Here is a 20859-nt window from a genome sequence, read left to right on the forward strand (position 1 = left end):
GTGCTGAAATATAGAAATTACAAAAACCCTTGACTTTCAATTATCAGAATAATAAAGTTTAACATGTTAGTAATTTAGTGTATGAAAGTAGAGTGTAACAATGAATGCAGTAATTGCGGCTGTTGCCGTTATGTTAATATTAAGCTTGCTTCGCATCAATGTCGTTCTCTCGTTAGTTCTAGGAGCATTTGTAGGTGGTCTAACTAGTGGGATGGGCATCGAGTCAACAGTCCGATCATTTACGGAAGGATTAGGAGCAGGAGCAACCATTGCATTAAGTTATGGCTTACTTGGTGGTTTTGCAATCGCCATTGCCAAGACAGGAATACCCGAATTAATGATAGCTGGGATGTTAAAAATATTAAAGGGTAAAAGTAATAGAAAAGGTCTTATCAAGGTATTAATTTTCTTCCTTATCTTTGTGATGTCAATTTTATCTCAAAATGTCATTCCTATTCATATTGCCTTCATTCCATTATTAATTCCTCCTATTTTAAAGATTTTAAATATGCTAGAAGTCGACCGACGTATAATTGCAACGTTGATTGCAGTAGGCTTAATTGGAACTTATAGTTTTGTACCTGCTGGTTTTGGAGCAATCTTTCAAGATATTGTTGCTACACAAGTGTCAGAGGCAGGAATGGCTGTATCTTCACGTGATGTCTCTGCAGCAATGGGGATACCCGTATTAGGAATGCTAATTGGATTGGTAATCGCCTTTGTTGTATACCGCAAGCCAAGGCATTATAAGCATAGTGAAGTGGAGACTGAATCTTTAAATGTAAACGTCAGCAAGTTTATTATGTTTTCTACAGCGCTGGCATTAGTGATAGCACTATGCGCTCAAGTGTTAACAGATTCAATGATTGTAGGCTCGTTTGCAGGTATTATGATTATGTATTTTACAGGTGCCCTTAAATGGAAAGAAGCCGATGATATTCTTTCTGAAGGAATGAAGATGATGGCCTTTATTGGTTTTGTTATGATTGCGGCAAATGGTTTTGCGGCGGTAATCAATGCAACAGGTGATGTGGACAGCTTAATTGCAAATTCACTCACCGTATTAGAAGGAAATAGAAGTCTTGCTGTTTTCATCATGTTAGTCATAGGATTAGTTGTGACGTTGGGAATTGGCTCATCCTTCGCAACGGTGCCAATTATTGCTACACTCTTTGTTCCGCTTGCACAAGGCTTAGATATGAGTCCATTAGCGATACTTTGTTTAGTTGGTACAGCTGGCGCTTTAGGAGATGCAGGTTCTCCAGCATCTGATTCTACATTAGGGCCAACTGCTGGCCTAAATGTAGACGGTCAGCATCATCATATTTGGGATACCTGTGTTCCGACATTTATTTTCATTAACATACCACTAATCCTATTTGGTTGGATTGCCTGTGTGTTCTTTCTATAACAAGAAAGTAGTTTCTATATAAAATAGAAACTACTTTTCATTTTAGAGTTATTTGAAATGTGCGAAAATGTTGATATGACAACCTTAAGTGTTGCAATATGAATAGAAATTTTATATACTAATAAACGGCTTAATAAAGCGTAGAAATAGTAGTACTAAGAATATCTGCAACATTTAAAAGAATTTAGCGAAAAGACTTGCTTATTCTTTTTTTATTGTATATAATTTTGAATGTTGGTCTTTGACTGCGATGAAGCGAGAGGTTGCCGACACACCCGGCCGCTTTGCCATGGCGGTGTGTGGGAAAATTTTCGTGGAGAATGTCTAGAAAATAGGCGAGAAGGAGGGAAAATAATGGCAAAACAAAAGATTCGTATTCGTTTAAAAGCGTATGATCACCGTATTTTAGATCAATCTGCTGAGAAAATTGTGGAAACTGCAAAACGTTCAGGTGCAAGTGTATCAGGTCCGATTCCACTTCCAACTGAGAAGTCTGTGTACACAATTCTTCGTGCGGTTCACAAGTACAAAGATTCTCGTGAACAATTCGAAATGCGTACGCATAAACGTCTGATCGATATCGTTAACCCAACACCACAAACTGTTGATGCGTTAATGAAACTTGATTTACCATCTGGCGTTGATATCGAAATCAAACTTTAATGGTAAAAACAATATAACTTTTAAAACTTACAGGAGGTGTGACAAATGGCTAAAGGAATCTTAGGTAGAAAAATTGGTATGACACAAGTTTTCGCTGAAAACGGCGATTTAATCCCGGTAACAGTTATCGAAGCTACTCCAAACGTAGTTCTTCAAAAGAAAACTGTTGAAACAGACGGCTACGAAGCAATTCAAGTTGGTTTCGAAGACAAGCGCGTTAAGCTTTCTAACAAACCAGAACAAGGTCACGTAGCAAAAGCGAACACTGCTCCTAAGCGCTTCATTCGTGAATTCCGCAACGTGAACGTGGAAGAATACGAAGTTGGTCAAGAAGTCAAAGTAGAAATTTTCGCAGAAGGCGATGTAATCGATGTAACAGGAGTTACTAAAGGTAAAGGTTTCCAAGGTGTTATCAAACGCCACGGACAATCTCGTGGTCCTATGGCCCACGGTTCTCGTTACCACCGTCGTCCTGGTTCAATGGGTCCAGTTGCTCCGAACCGCGTATTTAAACAAAAGAAATTACCTGGTCAAATGGGTGGCAATGTAGTTACAATCCAAAACTTAGAAATCGTGAAAGTTGATACAGATCGTAACTTACTACTTGTTAAAGGTAATGTTCCTGGTTCTAAAAAAGCTCTAGTTACAGTAAAAACTGCAATTAAAGCTAAGTAATCACTTAAGGAAAGGAGGAAACAGGAATGACAAAAGTATCTGTACTTAGTCAAACAGGTGCTTCAGTTGGTGAAATCGAATTAAACGATGCGATCTTCGGAATCGAGCCAAATGAAGCAGTATTATTCGACGCAGTAGTTGCTCAACGTGCTTCTCTTCGTCAAGGTAATCACAAGGTTAAAAACCGTTCTGAGGTTGCTGGTGGTGGTCGTAAACCATGGCGTCAAAAAGGAACTGGTCGTGCTCGTCAAGGTTCTATCCGTTCTCCACAATGGCGCGGCGGTGGTATCGTATTCGGTCCTACTCCACGTAGCTATTCTTATAAATTACCTAAAAAAGTTCGTCGTTTAGCTCTTAAATCTGCTTTATCAGCTAAAGTAGTAGAACAAAACTTCTTAGTTCTTGATGCTCTAACTCTAGCAGCACCAAAAACAAAAGAATTCACAAAAATCCTTAAAGATCTTTCTTTAGAGAAAAAATCTTTATTCGTAACTGCTGACCTAGATGAAAACGTAGCATTATCTGCTCGTAACATCCCAGGTGTAACAGTTTTAACTGCAAACGGAATCAACGTTCTTGATCTATTAGGTCATGATAAAGTTGTATTCACTAAGTCTGCAGTAGAAAAAGTTGAGGAGGTGCTTGGATAATGGAAGCACGTGATATTTTAAAACGTCCGGTCATTACTGAGCGTTCTTCAGAACTTATGGCAGAGAAAAAGTATACTTTCGAAGTAGACACTCGCGCTAACAAAACTCAAGTAAAAGACGCTGTAGAAGAAATCTTTGGCGTAAAAGTTGAGAAAGTAAACGTTCTTAACTACAAAGGTAAATTCAAACGCGTAGGCCGTTACGGTGGTTACACTAACAAACGTCGTAAAGCGATCGTTAAATTAACTGCTGATAGCAAAGAAATTGAATTATTCGAAATGTAATCCTAACGGATTTATGATTTGAACACTCAAGAAGGAGGGAAAACACAATGGCGATTAAAAAGTATAAACCTACCTCTAATGGTCGTCGTAACATGACGTCATTAGACTTTGCGGAAATTACAACAAACAAGCCTGAGAAATCATTGCTTGAACCAACTAAACGCAAAGCTGGTCGTAACAACCAAGGTAAAATCACTGTTCGTCATCATGGTGGTGGTCATAAGAAGCAATACCGTGTTATCGATTTCAAACGTGTTAAAGATGGCATTCCGGCAAAAGTTGCTACTATTGAATATGATCCAAACCGTTCTGCGAATATCGCATTAATCAACTACGCTGATGGAGCAAAAGCTTACATCTTAGCACCAAAAGGTCTAGAGGTTGGTCAAACAATCGTTTCTGGTCCAGATGCTGATATTAAAGTAGGTAACACATTACCATTAGCAAACATTCCAATGGGTACTACAATCCATAACATCGAGTTAAAACCTGGTAAGGGCGGACAATTAGTACGTTCAGCTGGTACTTCTGCGCAAGTACTTGGTCGTGAAGATAAGTACGTTATCGTTCGTTTACAATCTGGTGAAGTACGTTTAGTTTTAGCTACTTGCCGCGCTACAATCGGTCAAGTTGGTAACGAACAACACGAACTTGTACACATCGGTAAAGCAGGTCGTAGCCGTTGGTTAGGTAAACGCCCAGAAGTTCGTGGTTCTGTAATGAACCCTAACGATCACCCACACGGTGGTGGTGAAGGACGTTCTCCAATCGGACGTAAATCACCAATGACTCCTTGGGGTAAACCAGCACTTGGTTACAAAACTCGCAAGAAGAAAAACAAATCGGATAAATTTATCATCCGTAGTCGTAAAAAATAAAGTGGTTAAACTACGGTTCTATGTGAGAGCCGTGGTGGAATCACGGAGGGAGGTTCCTACATGGGTCGCAGCTTGAAAAAAGGACCTTTTGTCGATGACCACTTAATGAAAAAAGTGGAAGCGCAAGAGGCTTCTGAGAAAAAACAAGTTATCAAAACTTGGTCACGCCGTTCTACAATCTTCCCGAACTTCATCGGTTTAACGATTGCTGTATATGATGGACGTAAACATGTTCCTGTATACGTAACAGAAGATATGGTAGGCCATAAACTTGGTGAGTTCGCACCGACACGTACTTATAAAGGTCACGGTGCAGACGACAAGAAAACAAGACGCTAATTTTGAGAGGAGGTAAATCCTAATGACACAAGCTAAAGCTATCGCTCGTACAGTACGCATTGCTCCTCGCAAAGTACGTCTAGTTGTAGACTTAATCCGAGGTAAGCAAGTTGGTGAAGCAGTTGCAATTTTACGTCATACTCCAAAAGCGGCGTCTCCAGTCGTTGAGAAAGTATTAAAATCTGCAGTTGCTAACGCTGAGCACAACTACGATCTTGACATCAACTCTTTAGTAGTTTCTGAAGTATTCGTTGACGAAGGTCCAACTTTAAAACGTTTCCGTCCACGTGCACAAGGACGTGCAAGCGCAATTAACAAACGCACAAGCCACATTACTCTAGTGGTATCTGAGAAGAAGGAGGGTTAATCCGTGGGTCAAAAAGTACATCCAATAGGACTACGCGTTGGTATTATTCGTGACTGGGAGTCAAAATGGTACGCTGAAAAAGACTATGCAACTCTACTTCACGAAGACATCAAAGTGCGTAAATATATTGAAACGGCTCTTAAAGACGCTTCAGTTTCTAAAGTAGAAATCGAACGTGCTGCAAACCGTGTAAACATTACAATTCACACTGCGAAACCAGGTATGGTAATCGGTAAAGGTGGTACTGAAGTTGAAAACCTTCGTAAATACCTTAGCGATTTAACTGGTAAACGTGTACACATCAACATCATCGAAATCAAACGTGCAGATCTTGACGCTCGTCTAGTAGCTGAAAACATCGCTCGTCAATTAGAAAATCGTGTATCATTCCGTCGTGCGCAAAAGCAAGCGATCCAACGCACAATCCGCGCTGGTGCAAAAGGAATTAAAACACAAGTATCTGGTCGTTTAGGTGGCGCTGACATCGCGCGTGCTGAACACTATAGTGAAGGAACTGTTCCACTTCATACTCTACGTGCTGACATCGATTATGCACACGCAGAAGCTGATACTACTTACGGTAAATTAGGCGTTAAAGTATGGATCTACCGTGGTGAAGTTCTTCCTACGAAGAAATCTGTGGAAGGAGGCAAATAATATGTTATTGCCTAAACGCGTTAAATACCGTCGTGAACACCGCGGCAACATGCGTGGCGAAGCGAAAGGCGGTAAAGAAGTAACTTTCGGCGAATGGGGCTTACAAGCTCAAACTGCTAGCTGGATTACTAACCGTCAAATCGAATCTGCTCGTATCGCGATGACTCGTTACATGAAACGTGGCGGTAAAGTTTGGATTAAAATCTTCCCACATAAACCTTACACTAAAAAACCTCTAGAAGTCCGCATGGGTTCTGGTAAAGGTTCTCCTGAAGGTTGGGTAGCAGTAGTTAAACCAGGAAAAGTAATGTTCGAAATTGCTGGCGTATCTGAAGAAGTTGCACGTGAAGCACTTCGTTTAGCATCACACAAACTTCCTGTTAAATGTAAGATCGTAAAACGTCAAGAAACTGGTGGTGAATCTAATGAAAGCTAATGAAATCCGTGACCTTGCTACTTCTGAAATAGAATTAAAAGTGAAATCACTGAAAGAAGAGCTTTTCAACCTTCGCTTCCAATTGGCGACTGGTCAATTAGAAAACACAGCTCGTATTCGTGAAGTGCGTAAAGCAATCGCGCGTATGAAAACTGTTATTCGTGAAAGAGAAATCAGTGCAAATAACTGATAAAGGAGGTTTTCAAGTATGACTGAGCGCAATCAACGCAAAGTTTACACGGGCCGCGTTGTTTCAGATAAAATGGACAAAACTGTTACTGTTTTAGTTGAAACTTACAAAAAGCACAAGCTTTATGGTAAGCGTGTAAAATACTCTAAAAAGTTTAAAGCTCATGATGAGTTAAACACAGCGAAAATCGGTGATATCGTACGTATCATGGAAACTCGCCCGCTATCAGCTACTAAACGTTTCCGTCTAGTAGAAGTTGTAGAAAAAGCGGTTATTATTTAATAACTATTTCGGAACAACCAATTTCCGAAGGGAGGTAACCTAAGTGATCCAACAAGAAAGTCGTATGAAAGTTGCTGACAACTCAGGTGCACGTGAAGTTCTTACAATTAAAGTGCTTGGTGGCTCTGGCCGTAAAACTGCTAACATCGGTGATATCGTTGTTTGTACAGTTAAGAAAGCAACACCAGGTGGCGTTGTCAAGAAGGGTGACGTTGTTAAAGCTGTTATCGTTCGTACTAAATCAGGCGTTCGTCGTAAAGACGGCACATACATCAAATTTGATGAAAATGCTTGTGTAATTATTCGTGATGATAAATCACCACGCGGAACTCGTATTTTCGGACCTGTTGCACGTGAACTACGTGACAGCAACTTCATGAAAATCGTTTCTCTAGCTCCAGAAGTTCTTTAATTTCATGACAGTGCCAATCAAGGAGGTGCGACAGCATGCATGTAAAAAAAGGTGACAAGGTTAAGGTAATCACTGGTAAGGATAAAGGCAAAGAAGGCGTAATCCTTGCTGCTTTCCCAAAACAAGATCGCGTTCTTGTTGAAGGTGTGAACATCGTGAAAAAACACGTTAAACCTAACCAATTGAATCCACAAGGTGGAATTGTTAGCCAAGAGGCTGCAATTCACGTTTCGAACGTAATGCTAATCGATCCTAAATCTGGCGAGCCGACTCGTGTAGGTTATAAAATCGAAAACGGTAAAAAAGTTCGTGTAGCAAAAAAATCAGGTGCAGTAATCGACTAATTAGTATAAATAGAAGGGAGGTACACACATGAGCCGCCTAAAAGAAAAATATTTAAATGAAGTTTCTCCAGCTCTTATGAGCAAATTTGGATATAAATCAGTTATGCAACTACCGAAAGTTGAGAAAATCGTTATCAACATGGGTGTTGGTGATGCAGTTCAAAACTCTAAAGCGTTAGATGCAGCTGTTGAAGAATTAACAATTATCACTGGTCAAAAACCAGTAGTAACTAAAGCTAAAAAATCGATCGCAGGTTTCCGTCTTCGTGAAGGTATGCCTATCGGTGCTAAAGTTACATTACGCGGTGAGCGTATGTATGAATTCTTGGACAAATTAATTTCTATCTCACTACCTCGTGTACGTGACTTCCGTGGTGTTTCTAAAAAAGCATTCGATGGTCGCGGTAACTACACTTTAGGTGTTAAAGAACAATTAATTTTCCCAGAAATCGATTACGATAAAGTTTCAAAAGTACGCGGTATGGACATCGTGATCGTAACGACAGCGAACTCTGACGAAGAAGCTCGCGAGTTATTGACACAATTCGGTATGCCGTTCCAAAAGTAATCAAACAAGGAGGGCGAAAACGTGGCTAAAAAATCTATGATCGTTAAACAACAACGTAAGCAAAAGTTTAAAGTGCAAGAGTATACACGTTGTGAACGCTGTGGTCGTCCACATTCAGTATATCGCAAATTCAAACTTTGCCGTATTTGTTTCCGAGAACTTGCATATAAGGGACAAATTCCTGGCGTTAAAAAAGCCAGCTGGTAATCCCCTAATTTGGGAAGGAGGTAAATGTAATGACAATGACTGATCCGATTGCAGATATGCTTACTCGCATTCGTAATGCGAACATGGTTCGTCACGAGAAGTTAGAAGTACCAGCTTCCAACGTGAAAAAAGAAATCGCTGAAATTTTAAAGCGTGAAGGTTTCGTACGTGACGTAGAATACGTGGAAGACAACAAACAAGGTATCATCCGTATTTTCTTAAAATATGGAAAAGATAACGAGCGCGTTATCACTGGCTTAAAACGTATTTCTAAACCTGGTTTACGTGTATATGCTAAAACAAATGAAGTACCTAAAGTATTGAACGGTCTTGGTATCGCTTTAGTGTCAACTTCACAAGGTTTATTAACAGATAAAGAAGCTCGCGCTAAACAAGTTGGCGGCGAAGTTCTAGCATACGTTTGGTAATTAGCAATAAATGAATGGAGGTGCAACTAAATGTCTCGTGTAGGTAAAAAAATTATCGAGGTACCAGCTAACGTAACTGTTACTGTTGCAGCTGACAACACTGTTACTGTTAAAGGTCCTAAAGGCGAACTTGTTCGTTCTTTCCACCAAGATATGAAAATTGAGCAAGAGGGTAACGTAATCACTGTAGTACGTCCTTCTGAATCAAAAGAACACCGCACAAACCACGGTACTACTCGTGCGCTTCTTGCGAACATGGTTACTGGTGTTTCTGCAGGTTTCGAAAAAGCTTTAGAACTTATCGGTGTAGGTTACCGTGCGCAATTACAAGGTAATAAACTTGTACTTAACGTAGGTTACTCTCATCCAGTAGAGTTCACACCTGAAGATGGTCTACAAATTGAAGTTCCTTCAAACACTAAGATCATTGTTAAAGGTATCAGTAAAGAACGCGTTGGTGCTCTTGCATCTAACATCCGTGACGTTCGTCCACCAGAGCCTTATAAAGGTAAAGGTATTCGTTATGAAGGCGAATATGTTCGTCGTAAAGAAGGTAAAACAGGTAAATAATGCAGCTTAAGCATTAGAAAGGAGTGACCCTTGTGATTACGAAACAAGATAAAAATCAGGTTCGTAAAAAACGTCATGCTCGCGTTCGTTCTAAAATTTCGGGTACTGCTCAGCGTCCACGCTTAAACGTATTCCGTTCTAACAAGAACATTTACGCGCAACTTATCGATGACGTAGCAGGCGTAACAATTGTTAGCGCATCTTCTCAAGAAAATGGTTTCGAAGGTGCAGGTAGCAATGTTGACGCAGCAACTAAAGTCGGTGAAACAATCGCAAAACGCGCTGCGGAAAAAAATATTACTGCTGTAGTATTTGACCGTGGTGGTTACTTATATCATGGACGTGTGAAAGCTTTAGCTGAAGCTGCACGTGAGAACGGTTTAGAATTTTAATAAGAAGGAGGGACACATTTCATGAGTCGTATTGACGCAAACAAACTTGGAGAACTTGAAGAACGCGTAGTTACTATTAACCGCGTTGCTAAAGTTGTTAAAGGTGGACGTCGCTTCCGCTTCACAGCATTAGTTGTAGTTGGCGATAGAAACGGTCATGTAGGTTTCGGTACTGGTAAAGCTCAAGAGGTGCCAGATGCTATCCGCAAAGCTGTTGAAGACGCGAAGAAAAACTTAATCGAAGTGCCACGCGTAGGTGGAACAACTCCACACTTAGTGCAAGGTCGCTTTGGTGCAGGAGAAATCCTAATTAAACCTGCTGCTCCTGGTACAGGGGTTATCGCTGGTGGTCCAGTACGTGCTGTACTAGAACTTGCTGGTATTACTGATATTCTTTCAAAATCACTTGGATCTAACACACCAATTAACATGGTGCGTGCAACAATTCAAGGTTTAACTGAATTAAAACGCGTAGAGGACGTAGCTAAATTACGTGGTAAATCAGTGGAAGAAATATTAGGATAAGGGGGGAAAGATAATGGCTAACAAATTAGAAATCACCCTTACTAAATCTGTGATTGGTACTAAACCTGCACAACGCAAAACTGTTGAAGCTTTAGGTTTACGTAAATTACACCAAACTGTAGAGAAAGCTGATAACGCAGCTACTCGCGGTATGCTTGATAAAGTAGCTCACTTAGTTACTGTAAAAGAAATTTAATTTCTAATTATTGAACAAGGAGGTGCCACCCACTATGAAACTGCATGAGTTAAAACCAGCAGAAGGTTCTCGTAAGCAACGCAACCGCGTTGGTCGTGGTATCGGTTCTGGTAACGGTAAAACAGCAGGTAAAGGTCATAAAGGTCAAAACGCTCGTTCTGGTGGCGGTGTACGCCCAGGCTTTGAAGGCGGTCAGAACCCATTATTCCGTCGTTTACCAAAACGTGGCTTTACGAACATTAACCGTAAAGAATACGCTATCGTTAACCTTGATGCTTTAAACCGTTTCGAAGACGGTGCAGAGGTAACTGCTGCATTATTACTTGAAACTGGTCTAGTGAGCAATGAAAAAGCTGGAATTAAAGTTCTAGGCAATGGAACACTTAATAAAAAGCTTACTGTCAAAGCTCATAAATTCTCAGCTTCAGCGAAAGAAGCAATCGAGAATGCCGGCGGAACTACTGAGGTGATTTAATGTTTCAGACAATCTCTAACTTTATGCGTGTTCGAGATATAAGAAATAAAATCATTTTCACACTTTTAATGTTAATCGTTTTCCGTATTGGAACTTTCATTCCAGTACCTAACGTTGACGCTAATGTATTAAAGGCAACTGATGAGTTTAACCTCGTTGGTTTCCTCAATACTTTTGGCGGTGGTGCTTTAAAGAACTTCTCGATCTTTGCGATGGGGATTATGCCTTACATCACAGCCTCAATTATTGTTCAGTTATTGCAAATGGACGTAGTACCGAAGTTTGCTGAATGGGCAAAGCAAGGTGAAGTCGGAAGACGTAAACTTGCACAATTTACACGCTACTTTACTATTATTCTTGCTTTTATTCAATCATTCGCGATGTCATTCGGTTTTAATAGAATGTACGGCGGTTCTTTGATTAAGGAAGAAGGAGTTTTAACATATGTTATAATCTCTATTGTATTAACAGCGGGTACAGCATTCCTAGTATGGCTTGCTGATCAAATTACTGCGCATGGCGTTGGTAATGGTATTTCTGTTGTAATTTTCGCAGGTATCGTTGCGGCATTACCTACAGGTATCAACCAAATCTATGCACAACAAATCGAGGGTGCTGGTGATAAGCTATTTATCAACCTAATTATCCTTGGTCTACTTGTTTTAATCTTGCTTGCGGTTGTTATTGGAGTTATCTACGTGCAACAAGCACTACGTAAAATTCCAATTCAATATGCAAAACGAGTTACTGGGCGAAATCAACAAACTGGTGGTCAACAAACTCATTTACCGTTAAAAGTAAATGCTGCAGGGGTTATTCCAGTAATCTTTGCTTCAGCGTTTCTGATGACACCTCGTACGTTAGTTCCGTTCTTCGGTGAAAATAATGTTACAACCTTCATTAATAACACGTTTGATCATACAAAACCTGTTGGAATGATTATTTATGTGGCATTAATCATCGCATTCACATATTTCTATGCATTCGTACAAGTGAATCCAGAAAATGTGGCAGATAACTTGAAAAAGCAAGGTGCTTATATTCCAGGTATTCGTCCTGGTGAAAACACTCAAACGTATTTAACAAGCGTGTTATATCGTCTGACATTTGTCGGCGCGATTTTCTTAACTGTTATTTCAGTAATGCCGGTTATATTCATAAACTTTATGAATCTACCTGCCTCAGTGCAGATCGGTGGTACTAGTATTATTATCGTAGTCGGCGTAGCGCTCGAAACGATGAAGCAGCTAGAATCTCAACTTGTTAAACGTCACTACAAAGGCTTTATGAAATAATGTTGGTTTTTAGGGAACGTTCCATCGTTTCCTTTAATCAGCAAACCTTTTGTGGGAGGAATATTTCCTAATGAATATCGTTTTAATGGGTCTGCCAGGTGCTGGTAAAGGTACTCAGGCAGATAAAATTGTTGAGAAGTACGCAATTCCTCATATTTCTACAGGCGATATGTTCCGTGCTGCAATTAAAGAAGGTACTGAACTAGGCTTACAAGCTAAGTCGTTTATGGATCAAGGTGCACTTGTACCTGATGAAGTAACGATTGGTATTGTTCGTGAGCGACTGGCTAAACCTGATTGTGAAAAAGGATTCTTATTAGATGGTTTCCCACGTACTGTTCCTCAAGCTGAAGCTTTAGATAGCATTCTTGCTGATCTAGGTAAAGCTATTGAGCATACATTAAACATTCAAGTTGAAAAGGATGAGCTAATTGCTCGTCTTTCAGGTAGACGTATTTGTAAAACTTGTGGTACATCTTATCATTTAATTTTCAATCCTCCTGCCGAGGAAGGGAAATGTGATAAAGATGGTGGCGAGCTTTATACACGTGCAGATGATAACCCTGAAACGGTTGCGAACCGTCTGGAAGTAAATATGAAACAAGCACAACCTCTACTTGATTTCTATCAAGCTAAAGGCGTGTTAACTAATATAGATGGACAGCAAGATATTAACAAAGTGTTTGCTGATCTTGATGCTCTATTACAGGGCAGCCGCAGCTGATACCCGGCTCCGGGCGCAGAGTACTGCTTCCGCGGGAGGCATGCGGGAGCAACAACGAAACATAATTTTTTTGAGAGTTGCAAAAGCATATTGTGCCCGGTATATATTTCTTCTAAAAAGTGCAACATACCTTTTGGAGGAGTATAATGGGTTTCGTGGAAGCATCTGTGTAACGGGTATGAATATCTCATCCAAGACATTCCGGTATTCGTGTAAACATGGGAGATTCAGTGCCCTTACTGGTTCTGTATATTCCGTGGATTGTGTGAAGCGAAACCAGACGAGCGTCTTTCAAACATCTCTCATACAATCCAAACATATGTTGAAACGAGGTTGCTTCTAAAGTTGCAGCAGATATCCGTTTGATGTAACGATGAGAACTTTAATTTGCATATAGAGAGGAGACAGAGTAGATGGCGAAAGATGATGTAATTGAAGTCGAAGGGACAGTTGTTGAGACTTTGCCAAACGCGATGTTTAAGGTAGAATTAGAAAATGGACATGTGATTCTAGCACACGTATCTGGTAAGATTCGTATGCACTTTATCCGTATTCTACCTGGAGATAAGGTTACTATTGAGTTATCTCCTTATGATTTAACTCGCGGTCGTATCACATACCGTTTTAAATAATCTTTTGCGCTCCGGACTACTAAGGAGGTTAGGTTAGATGAAAGTGAGACCATCTGTGAAACCGATCTGCGAAAAATGTAAAGTAATTCGCCGACGCGGTAAAGTAATGGTAATCTGTGAAAATCCTAAACATAAACAAAAACAAGGTTAATTCTAAAGGAGGTGCACAACGTACATGGCACGTATTGCTGGTGTTGATATTCCTCGCGACAAACGCGTGGTAATTTCATTAACGTACATTTTCGGTATTGGTAAAACTACAGCTCAGAAAGTACTAGCTGATGCAGGTATTTCAGAAGATACACGCGTACGCGACTTAACTGAAGATGAGTTAAACAAAATCCGTGAACAATTAGATTCTTACAAACTTGAAGGTGACTTACGTCGCGAAACTTCATTAAATATTAAACGTCTGATGGAAATCGGTTCATTCCGTGGTATCCGTCACCGTCGTGGCTTACCTGTTCGTGGTCAAAATACGAAGAACAATGCGCGTACGCGTAAAGGTCCTCGTAAAACAGTTGCGAACAAGAAAAAATAATTGGTAAAGGAGGTTCCTTCTTAACATGGCTCGTAAACAACAAACTCGTAAACGTCGTGTGAAAAAGAATATCGAATCTGGTATTGCACACATTCGTTCTACATTTAACAATACAATCGTAACGATTACAGATATGCAAGGTAACGCTGTATCTTGGTCAAGTGCTGGTGCTCTTGGTTTCCGTGGTTCACGTAAATCTACACCATTCGCTGCTCAAATGGCTGCAGAAACTGCTGCTAAAACATCCCTTGAACATGGTCTGAAAACGTTGGAAGTAACTGTTAAAGGTCCTGGTGCTGGTCGTGAAGCTGCTATTCGTGCACTTCAAGCTGCTGGTTTAGAAGTAACTGCTATTAAAGACGTTACTCCAGTTCCTCACAATGGTTGCCGTCCGCCAAAACGTCGTCGCGTGTAATGGGTGCGTCTCATATTGTATGAGAACATCATTTTTTGTACAGACTGTCTTGTGCAGATAATAAACGATACGTCATTGACGATCGAATCTATGATGGAAAGAACCTATACATTCGATGTTTTGAAGGAGGGTAAATAAAATGATCGAAATTGAAAAACCAAAGATTGAAACGGTGGAGATCAGCGAAGATTCCAAATATGGAAAGTTTGTTGTAGAACCGCTTGAACGCGGATATGGAAACACTTTGGGTAATTCTTTACGTCGTATCCTTCTGTCTTCATTACCAGGAGCTGCTGTCACTTCAATTCAAATTGATGGTGTTCTTCACGAATTCTCAACTGTAGAAGGCGTAGTAGAAGATGTAGCTTCAATCATTTTGAACGTGAAAAAACTAGCTCTTAAAATCTACTCTGACGAAGAAAAAGTTATTGAGATTGATGTTAAAGGCGATGGTACAGTTACGGCTGCTGACATTACACATGACAGTGACGTAGAAATTTTAAACCCAGATCTATATATTGCAACAATCGCTAAAAACGGTCATTTACGTATGCGTATGTATGCACAACGCGGCCGTGGTTACACTCCTGCTGATCAAAACAAACGTGAGGATCTTCCTATCGGCGTGATCCCGATCGACTCTATTTACACTCCAGTATCACGCGTCAATTTCCAAGTGGAAAATACTCGTGTTGGTCAGTCTTCTGACTACGACAAACTTTCTCTTGATGTGTGGACAGATGGCAGCATCGGTCCGAAAGAGGCGATTTCGCTCGGAGCAAAAATTTTAACCGAGCATCTTAACATCTTCGTTGGCATGACAGATGAGGCACAAACTGCTGAAATCATGGTCGAAAAAGAAGAAGATCAAAAAGAAAAAGTTTTAGAGATGACTATTGAAGAACTTGATCTTTCTGTTCGTTCTTATAACTGTTTAAAACGCGCTGGTATCAATACAGTACTAGAACTTGCGAATAAATCAGAAGACGACATGATGAAAGTTCGTAACCTTGGACGTAAGTCATTAGAAGAAGTAAAAGCGAAGTTAGAAGAGCTTGGTTTAGGATTACGCAAAGAAGACTAAGCGATTTAAACACAACTAACAAGATCAGATTTTTTTCTATAAAGGAGGGAAACATCCATGGGTTACAGAAAACTTGGTCGTACAAGTTCTCAACGTAAAGCGATGTTACGTGACTTAGCTACTGATTTAATCATCAACGAGCGTATCGAAACTACTGAGGCTCGCGCTAAAGAAGTACGTAAAGCTGTTGAAAAAATGATTACTTTAGGTAAACGCGGAGATTTACATGCACGCCGTCAAGCTGCTGCATTCATCCGTCGTGAACTAGTAACAACGACTGATGCAGAAGGTAACGAATCAACATCATTTGCACTTCAAAAGTTATTTGATGATGTTGCACCACGTTATGCTGAGCGTCAAGGTGGTTACACTCGTATTCTTAAAGTAGGTCCTCGTCGTGGCGACGGTGCACCTGTTGTTGTGATTGAACTAGTTTAATCATAAGAGAAAACTTGTGGTGAAGAGGGTGGGAATCACCACCCTCTTTCTTTATAAATGATTTATACGACAAATAATTAAGCTGAGCGTTATGATGAGCGGACACTTATTAGTGTGGCGTCTCGTTTAGCTCTCCGCACCTCATTCAGGAGAAATAAGGGCTTGAGCACCCATATTTCTTGTAAATGTAACGACTAGCGCATTTCTATCGAATGAGGTGCGCGCTTTTTTATTAGATTAGATGGCGCCAATTTGTGGTGCTTTTTTTAATATATGGGCGTTATTTTGTAATTCCATTAGTCCATTATCAATTATCAATTTGAGTTGCTATTGTAGTATTTTTCTTTTATCGACATACGGATTGTAGTAGAATTCATACATAAAAAAGTGTAAGTTAGTTAGTAGAGCTGAGCTTAGAGAGAGGAGTTCTAGATATGCCTGAAATTTTATCTTTAAATAATGTGACTTTTTCATATACACCAGAAATTCAAAACAGTCGTAATGCTGTAGAAAATGTTAGTTTTGCTGTTGATGAAGGTGAGTGGATTGCTATTGTAGGACATAATGGTTCTGGTAAGTCCACCATTGCCAAGCTGATGAATGGTTTATTGTTTCCTCAACAGGGGGATGTACGAATATTACGAGAACCTTTAAATGAAGAAAATCTTTGGGAATCTCGCTCCTTGATGGGAATGGTTTTTCAAAACCCTGACAATCAATTCGTTGGGGCAACGGTACAGGATGATGTAGCATTTGCTTTGGAAAACAACGGTATCCCTTTTGAAGAAATGGTGAAACGTGTACATGCGGCACTCGAACAGGTAAAAATGAGTCAGTTTTTAGACCATGAGCCACATCATTTATCTGGTGGACAAAAACAGCGTGTAGCCATTGCTGGGGCACTTGCTTTAAAGCCGAAGCTTTTAATTTTAGATGAGGCTACATCCATGTTAGATCCTCAGGGTCGTGCAGAGGTGTTACAAACGGTGCAAACATTACGTGCAGAAACAGGATTAACAGTTTTATCTATTACCCATGATTTAGAAGAGGCAATGTTAGCAGATCGTGTTCTTTTTATGAATGATGGTAAGAAATTTGCAGAAGGTACACCTGCTGAAATCTTTGCACTTGGAGACAAGCTAGTTGAATTTGGACTAGATTTGCCATTTGCCTTGAAGTTATCAAAGCTATTGCAAAAGGAAGGTGTTCCATTAATGGGGCAACATATGACAGAAGAAGAGTTGGTGAATGATTTATGGACATCAAACTTCAACAAGTAAGCTATGCCTATGCACAAGGAACCCCCTTTGAAAAACGGGCATTATTCGATGTAGATTTTGACATTCCATCTCATACGTATCAAGCGATAATTGGCCATACGGGTTCTGGAAAATCAACGATTCTGCAGCATTTTAACGCGCTTCTAAGACCTACTTCAGGAGAAGTACATATAGGAGATCGACTTATTATAGCTGGGAAAAAAGCAAAGGATTTAAAAGCTGTAAGACAAAAGGTGGGCATTGTCTTTCAATTTCCAGAGCATCAACTTTTTGAAGAAACAGTGTTAAAGGATATTATGTTTGGCCCAATGAACTTTGGTATATCAGAGGAGGAGGCGGAAGCTCGTGCAAGAGAACTTGTCAGCTTAGTCGGTTTGCCTGATAGTGTTTTGGATAAATCACCTTTCGATTTATCAGGTGGTCAAATGCGTCGTGTAGCGATTGCAGGTGTTTTGGCGATGGATCCTGAGGTTATTGTCTTAGATGAACCAACAGCAGGTCTTGATCCACGAGGTCAAAAGGAAATTATGGATATGTTTTATCAGCTCCATCAAGAACGTCATCTTACAACCATTCTAGTAACCCATAGTATGGAGGATGCAGCTCGGTACGCAGATAATATTGTGATCATGCATGAAGGAAAGAATGTCTTAAGTGGAACACCACGAATTATTTTTAAAGATGTTGAAACATTAAAGAAATTCCGTCTAGAGCCTCCACGTATTGTCCGCTTTCAGCAAAAGATTGAACACATGATGGGTCATTCCTTGTCTAAGGTTTGCTTAACAGAGGAAGAGCTTGCTGCTGAAATTGCTCAAGCACTTAGAGAGGAGCGTGCAGAGTCATGATGGAAAAAATGATCTTTGGTCGCTTCTTACCTGGTGACTCACCCGTACACAAGCTTGATCCACGGTCAAAGCTGATCTTTGTGTTCGCCTTTATTATTATTGTGTTTTTAGCCAATAATACCGTGACGTATGCGATGTTACTCGCATTCACGCTACTGATTGTATTAATATCGCGCATTCGCCTTTATTTTTTAATTAATGGACTCAAACCAGTGCTCTTTTTAATGGCCTTTACATTCCTTCTCCATATTTTTATGACGAAGGAAGGCGTCCCTGTGTTTGAATCAAAATTCATTACGATTTATGATGAAGGGATTAGGCGGGGAATATTTATCTCAATTCGTTTTCTAGTATTAGTATTTATGACGTCAATCTTAACCCTTACAACATCACCAATTTCCATAACAGACGGTATCGAGGTTCTGCTGAATCCCTTAAAAGCAATAAAAGTACCCGTCCATGAATTGGCTTTAATGATGTCCATCTCATTACGCTTCATTCCAACCTTAATGGATGAGACGGATAAAATTATGAAGGCACAAATGGCAAGGGGCTCTGATTTATCATCTGGGCCAATTAAGGACCGTATAAAGGCAGTAGTACCATTGCTTGTGCCTCTCTTTGTCAGTGCATTTAAACGGGCTGAGGATTTAGCAACAGCGATGGAAGTAAGAGGCTATCGCGGTGGTGAAGGTCGCACTAGGTACCGCAGGTTAAAATGGGATATGGGGGACACATTTGCGCTTGTGTTATTAGTAGCAATAGGCGTATTGCTATTCTTCTATAGAAGTTAAAGGAGTAGGCTATATGCGACGATTAAAAGTAATTATAAGCTATGATGGAACACTATTTTCAGGCTATCAGATACAGCCAGGGGAACGTACAGTGCAGGCTGAGCTTGAACGTGTTCTAGCCATTATGCATAAGGGAGAATCGGTTAAGGTAACTGCAAGTGGTCGTACAGATGCTAAAGTACATGCGACAGGGCAAACATTGCATTTCGACACACCACTTGGCATACCTGTAGAAAAGTATAGTAAGGCTTTGAATGTGCAACTGCCACGAGATATTCGTGTATTATCGGTAGAGGAAGTAGCCCATGACTTTCATGCGCGTTATGACGTGGCTGGAAAAAGATATCGCTATATTTGGTCTTGTGAGCCTATCCAAAGTCCATTCCGCAGATATTATACTGTGGAGACAAATGGAGTCAAACCTAACGTAGAGGCGATGCAAGAGGCAGCTAAGGCTATTATTGGTACACATGACTTTTCCTGTTTTTGCGCGGCGAATACAAGTGTGAAAGATAAAGTACGCACAGTAACATTATTGCAATTTGAATGGCATGGTGAAGAGCTACATATGGTGATTGAAGGGAATGGCTTCTTATATAATATGGTGCGTATTATTGCAGGTACTCTTTGGGAGGTTGGCATAGGTCGACGTATGATTGAAAATGTGTCCGAGGTAGTTGCTTCAGGTAATCGTGATAATGCGGGGAAAACCGCACCACCACAAGGGCTGTACTTAGAAAAAGTGTTCTATTAGTGGCGTTCTACAATTCTGAACAACTTCACCAGGTGTTTAATGAAATTGCTTGACTTTAAAAGTCATTCATTATATGATAACAGATGGTATTTTCATTACCACCACAAATAAGCCCCGAAACTTATAGTGTAGTCTAATGAAAAATAACGGTAATCGAATCGATTAGGAGGATATATACATGCGTACAACATTCATGGCTAAAGGTCACGAAGTAGACCGTAAATGGTTAGTAGTTGATGCAGAAGGCCAAACTCTTGGACGTTTAGCTTCTGAAGTAGCTGCAATCTTACGTGGTAAACATAAACCAACATTCACACCAAACGTTGATACAGGTGATCACGTAATCATCATCAACGCTGACAAAATCCATTTAACTGGTAACAAATTAGAGGGTAAACTATACCGTCACCATACTCAATTTGCGGGTGGTTTAAAAACACGTACTGCTGGTGAAATGTTAGATAAATACCCAACAAGAATGATCGAATTAGCAGTTAAAGGAATGCTTCCTAAAAACTCTTTAGGTCGTAAAATGTTCACTAAACTTAATGTTTACACTGGAACAGAGCATCCACATGCTGCACAAAAACCAGAAGCATACGAGCTTCGCGGATAATATAAATTAAGAGGAGGATATTACTTTGGCACAAGTTCAATACATCGGCACTGGTCGCCGTAAAAGCTCTGTAGCTCGCGTACGTTTAGTACCAGGTACAGGTAAAATTGTTATCAACAAACGTGAAATCGAAGAATACGTACCATTCGCTGCATTACGCGAAGTAATTAAACAACCATTAGTAGCTACTGAAACTACAGGAAGCTATGATATCCACGTAAACGTTAACGGTGGTGGATACACTGGTCAAGCTGGTGCTGTTCGTCACGGTATCGCTCGTGCTCTACTTCAAGTAGACCCAGATTTCCGTGCTGCATTAAAATCAGCTGGATTACTTACTCGTGATTCACGCATGAAAGAACGTAAAAAACCAGGTCTACGCGGCGCTCGTCGTGCACCTCAGTTCTCAAAACGTTAATATCAGCTTTCTATACAAAGACTCTTTCTACTTTCGTGGAAGGAGTCTTTTGTCATTCCATCATAAAAAGC

Annotated in this window: 36 protein-coding genes and 1 pseudogene; all 37 read left to right on the forward strand. The window is 40.2% G+C overall.

The window, feature by feature from the left end; all coding sequences use genetic code 11:
* Positions 1–100: 100 nt before the first annotated feature.
* The 37 genes and pseudogenes from V1L66_RS00925 to rpsI all read left to right on the forward strand — a co-directional run bounded on the left by V1L66_RS00925 (position 101) and on the right by rpsI (position 20788).
* A complete protein-coding gene (locus V1L66_RS00925; RefSeq protein WP_333005987.1) occupies positions 101–1411 on the forward strand; it encodes a Na+/H+ antiporter NhaC family protein in 1311 nt (436 codons plus the stop codon).
* A gap of 354 nt (positions 1412–1765) precedes the next feature.
* The gene (gene rpsJ / locus V1L66_RS00930) at positions 1766–2074 is read left to right on the forward strand and encodes a 30S ribosomal protein S10 (RefSeq protein WP_004233624.1); all 309 of its coding nucleotides are present in this window, start codon (positions 1766–1768) and stop codon (positions 2072–2074) included.
* A 45-nt stretch (positions 2075–2119) separates the two neighbouring features.
* Positions 2120–2749 (forward strand): 50S ribosomal protein L3, encoded by a 630-nt coding sequence (gene rplC, locus V1L66_RS00935; protein WP_004233625.1) that lies wholly within the window; start codon positions 2120–2122, stop codon positions 2747–2749.
* A 26-nt stretch (positions 2750–2775) separates the two neighbouring features.
* Positions 2776–3399 carry a 50S ribosomal protein L4 gene (gene rplD, locus V1L66_RS00940; RefSeq protein ID WP_004233626.1) on the forward strand — a complete coding sequence of 208 codons (624 nt, stop codon included), beginning with the start codon at positions 2776–2778 and terminating at the stop codon, positions 3397–3399.
* Positions 3399–3683: a 50S ribosomal protein L23 gene (gene rplW, locus V1L66_RS00945; protein ID WP_004233628.1), complete on the forward strand. Its 285-nt coding sequence runs from the start codon at positions 3399–3401 to the stop codon at positions 3681–3683. The genes rplD and rplW overlap by 1 nt, the downstream gene beginning before the upstream one ends.
* Before the next feature lie 47 nt (positions 3684–3730).
* Positions 3731–4561: a 50S ribosomal protein L2 gene (gene rplB / locus V1L66_RS00950; RefSeq protein WP_009373990.1), complete on the forward strand. Its 831-nt coding sequence runs from the start codon at positions 3731–3733 to the stop codon at positions 4559–4561.
* 60 nt (positions 4562–4621) lie between these two features.
* A complete protein-coding gene (gene rpsS, locus V1L66_RS00955) occupies positions 4622–4900 on the forward strand; it encodes a 30S ribosomal protein S19 (RefSeq protein ID WP_004233637.1) in 279 nt (92 codons plus the stop codon).
* Between the two features lie 22 nt (positions 4901–4922).
* Positions 4923–5267 carry a 50S ribosomal protein L22 gene (gene rplV / locus V1L66_RS00960; RefSeq protein ID WP_004233639.1) on the forward strand — a complete coding sequence of 115 codons (345 nt, stop codon included), beginning with the start codon at positions 4923–4925 and terminating at the stop codon, positions 5265–5267.
* Positions 5268–5270: 3 nt separating this feature from the next.
* Positions 5271–5924 carry a 30S ribosomal protein S3 gene (rpsC, locus tag V1L66_RS00965; RefSeq protein WP_004233642.1) on the forward strand — a complete coding sequence of 218 codons (654 nt, stop codon included), beginning with the start codon at positions 5271–5273 and terminating at the stop codon, positions 5922–5924.
* Position 5925: 1 nt separating this feature from the next.
* On the forward strand, positions 5926–6360 hold the full coding sequence (gene rplP, locus V1L66_RS00970; RefSeq protein WP_004233644.1) for a 50S ribosomal protein L16: 435 nt from the start codon (positions 5926–5928) through the stop codon (positions 6358–6360).
* Positions 6350–6550, forward strand: coding sequence for a 50S ribosomal protein L29 (gene rpmC / locus V1L66_RS00975; RefSeq protein ID WP_004233646.1), 201 nt, complete (start codon positions 6350–6352; stop codon positions 6548–6550). Before rplP ends, rpmC begins: the two co-directional genes overlap by 11 nt.
* Before the next feature lie 18 nt (positions 6551–6568).
* A complete protein-coding gene (gene rpsQ, locus V1L66_RS00980; RefSeq protein ID WP_004233648.1) occupies positions 6569–6832 on the forward strand; it encodes a 30S ribosomal protein S17 in 264 nt (87 codons plus the stop codon).
* Positions 6833–6875: 43 nt separating this feature from the next.
* Positions 6876–7244, forward strand: a complete 369-nt coding sequence (rplN, locus tag V1L66_RS00985; RefSeq protein WP_004233650.1) for a 50S ribosomal protein L14 — start codon at positions 6876–6878, stop codon at positions 7242–7244.
* Between the two features lie 35 nt (positions 7245–7279).
* Positions 7280–7588 carry a 50S ribosomal protein L24 gene (gene rplX, locus V1L66_RS00990; protein WP_004233652.1) on the forward strand — a complete coding sequence of 103 codons (309 nt, stop codon included), beginning with the start codon at positions 7280–7282 and terminating at the stop codon, positions 7586–7588.
* 28 nt (positions 7589–7616) lie between these two features.
* The gene (rplE, locus tag V1L66_RS00995; protein ID WP_004233654.1) at positions 7617–8156 is read left to right on the forward strand and encodes a 50S ribosomal protein L5; all 540 of its coding nucleotides are present in this window, start codon (positions 7617–7619) and stop codon (positions 8154–8156) included.
* Between the two features lie 21 nt (positions 8157–8177).
* On the forward strand, positions 8178–8363 hold the full coding sequence (locus V1L66_RS01000; RefSeq protein WP_004233656.1) for a type Z 30S ribosomal protein S14: 186 nt from the start codon (positions 8178–8180) through the stop codon (positions 8361–8363).
* Positions 8364–8392: 29 nt separating this feature from the next.
* Positions 8393–8791: a 30S ribosomal protein S8 gene (rpsH, locus tag V1L66_RS01005; RefSeq protein ID WP_008181717.1), complete on the forward strand. Its 399-nt coding sequence runs from the start codon at positions 8393–8395 to the stop codon at positions 8789–8791.
* Positions 8792–8821: 30 nt separating this feature from the next.
* The gene (rplF, locus tag V1L66_RS01010; protein WP_016992658.1) at positions 8822–9361 is read left to right on the forward strand and encodes a 50S ribosomal protein L6; all 540 of its coding nucleotides are present in this window, start codon (positions 8822–8824) and stop codon (positions 9359–9361) included.
* A 32-nt stretch (positions 9362–9393) separates the two neighbouring features.
* Complete coding sequence (rplR, locus tag V1L66_RS01015) at positions 9394–9753, forward strand: 50S ribosomal protein L18 (RefSeq protein ID WP_004233662.1); 360 nt, start codon at positions 9394–9396, stop codon at positions 9751–9753.
* A gap of 21 nt (positions 9754–9774) precedes the next feature.
* On the forward strand, positions 9775–10278 hold the full coding sequence (rpsE, locus tag V1L66_RS01020; RefSeq protein WP_016992656.1) for a 30S ribosomal protein S5: 504 nt from the start codon (positions 9775–9777) through the stop codon (positions 10276–10278).
* A 13-nt stretch (positions 10279–10291) separates the two neighbouring features.
* Positions 10292–10474, forward strand: a complete 183-nt coding sequence (gene rpmD, locus V1L66_RS01025) for a 50S ribosomal protein L30 (RefSeq protein ID WP_004233668.1) — start codon at positions 10292–10294, stop codon at positions 10472–10474.
* A 34-nt stretch (positions 10475–10508) separates the two neighbouring features.
* Complete coding sequence (gene rplO / locus V1L66_RS01030; protein ID WP_004233670.1) at positions 10509–10949, forward strand: 50S ribosomal protein L15; 441 nt, start codon at positions 10509–10511, stop codon at positions 10947–10949.
* A complete protein-coding gene (gene secY / locus V1L66_RS01035; protein ID WP_004233672.1) occupies positions 10949–12244 on the forward strand; it encodes a preprotein translocase subunit SecY in 1296 nt (431 codons plus the stop codon). Before rplO ends, secY begins: the two co-directional genes overlap by 1 nt.
* A 70-nt stretch (positions 12245–12314) precedes the next feature.
* On the forward strand, positions 12315–12968 hold the full coding sequence (locus V1L66_RS01040) for an adenylate kinase (protein ID WP_016992655.1): 654 nt from the start codon (positions 12315–12317) through the stop codon (positions 12966–12968).
* A 249-nt stretch (positions 12969–13217) separates the two neighbouring features.
* A pseudogene (locus V1L66_RS01045) lies at positions 13218–13295 on the forward strand (type I methionyl aminopeptidase); the annotation flags it as partial.
* An 86-nt stretch (positions 13296–13381) separates the two neighbouring features.
* Positions 13382–13600, forward strand: coding sequence for a translation initiation factor IF-1 (gene infA, locus V1L66_RS01050; RefSeq protein WP_004233690.1), 219 nt, complete (start codon positions 13382–13384; stop codon positions 13598–13600).
* Positions 13601–13637: 37 nt separating this feature from the next.
* Complete coding sequence (rpmJ, locus tag V1L66_RS01055) at positions 13638–13751, forward strand: 50S ribosomal protein L36 (protein ID WP_000868344.1); 114 nt, start codon at positions 13638–13640, stop codon at positions 13749–13751.
* A 24-nt stretch (positions 13752–13775) separates the two neighbouring features.
* The gene (rpsM, locus tag V1L66_RS01060) at positions 13776–14141 is read left to right on the forward strand and encodes a 30S ribosomal protein S13 (protein WP_004233729.1); all 366 of its coding nucleotides are present in this window, start codon (positions 13776–13778) and stop codon (positions 14139–14141) included.
* Between the two features lie 25 nt (positions 14142–14166).
* Positions 14167–14556, forward strand: coding sequence for a 30S ribosomal protein S11 (gene rpsK, locus V1L66_RS01065; protein WP_004233731.1), 390 nt, complete (start codon positions 14167–14169; stop codon positions 14554–14556).
* A 139-nt stretch (positions 14557–14695) separates the two neighbouring features.
* Complete coding sequence (locus V1L66_RS01070; protein ID WP_004233733.1) at positions 14696–15640, forward strand: DNA-directed RNA polymerase subunit alpha; 945 nt, start codon at positions 14696–14698, stop codon at positions 15638–15640.
* Between the two features lie 57 nt (positions 15641–15697).
* A complete protein-coding gene (gene rplQ, locus V1L66_RS01075; protein WP_008181938.1) occupies positions 15698–16078 on the forward strand; it encodes a 50S ribosomal protein L17 in 381 nt (126 codons plus the stop codon).
* A 434-nt stretch (positions 16079–16512) separates the two neighbouring features.
* Complete coding sequence (locus V1L66_RS01080) at positions 16513–17358, forward strand: energy-coupling factor ABC transporter ATP-binding protein (protein ID WP_016994488.1); 846 nt, start codon at positions 16513–16515, stop codon at positions 17356–17358.
* The gene (locus V1L66_RS01085; RefSeq protein WP_016994489.1) at positions 17334–18206 is read left to right on the forward strand and encodes an energy-coupling factor ABC transporter ATP-binding protein; all 873 of its coding nucleotides are present in this window, start codon (positions 17334–17336) and stop codon (positions 18204–18206) included. The genes V1L66_RS01080 and V1L66_RS01085 overlap by 25 nt, the downstream gene beginning before the upstream one ends.
* A complete protein-coding gene (locus V1L66_RS01090) occupies positions 18203–19000 on the forward strand; it encodes an energy-coupling factor transporter transmembrane protein EcfT (protein WP_016994490.1) in 798 nt (265 codons plus the stop codon). The genes V1L66_RS01085 and V1L66_RS01090 overlap by 4 nt, the downstream gene beginning before the upstream one ends.
* A gap of 13 nt (positions 19001–19013) precedes the next feature.
* The gene (truA, locus tag V1L66_RS01095) at positions 19014–19754 is read left to right on the forward strand and encodes a tRNA pseudouridine(38-40) synthase TruA (protein ID WP_274770643.1); all 741 of its coding nucleotides are present in this window, start codon (positions 19014–19016) and stop codon (positions 19752–19754) included.
* 178 nt (positions 19755–19932) lie between these two features.
* Positions 19933–20370: a 50S ribosomal protein L13 gene (rplM, locus tag V1L66_RS01100; RefSeq protein WP_004233742.1), complete on the forward strand. Its 438-nt coding sequence runs from the start codon at positions 19933–19935 to the stop codon at positions 20368–20370.
* 25 nt (positions 20371–20395) lie between these two features.
* Positions 20396–20788 carry a 30S ribosomal protein S9 gene (gene rpsI / locus V1L66_RS01105; protein ID WP_004233744.1) on the forward strand — a complete coding sequence of 131 codons (393 nt, stop codon included), beginning with the start codon at positions 20396–20398 and terminating at the stop codon, positions 20786–20788.
* Positions 20789–20859 lie beyond the last annotated feature (71 nt).

Source organism: Lysinibacillus sp. IITD104, assembly GCF_036698265.2.
Lineage (GTDB): Bacteria > Bacillota > Bacilli > Bacillales_A > Planococcaceae > Lysinibacillus > Lysinibacillus boronitolerans.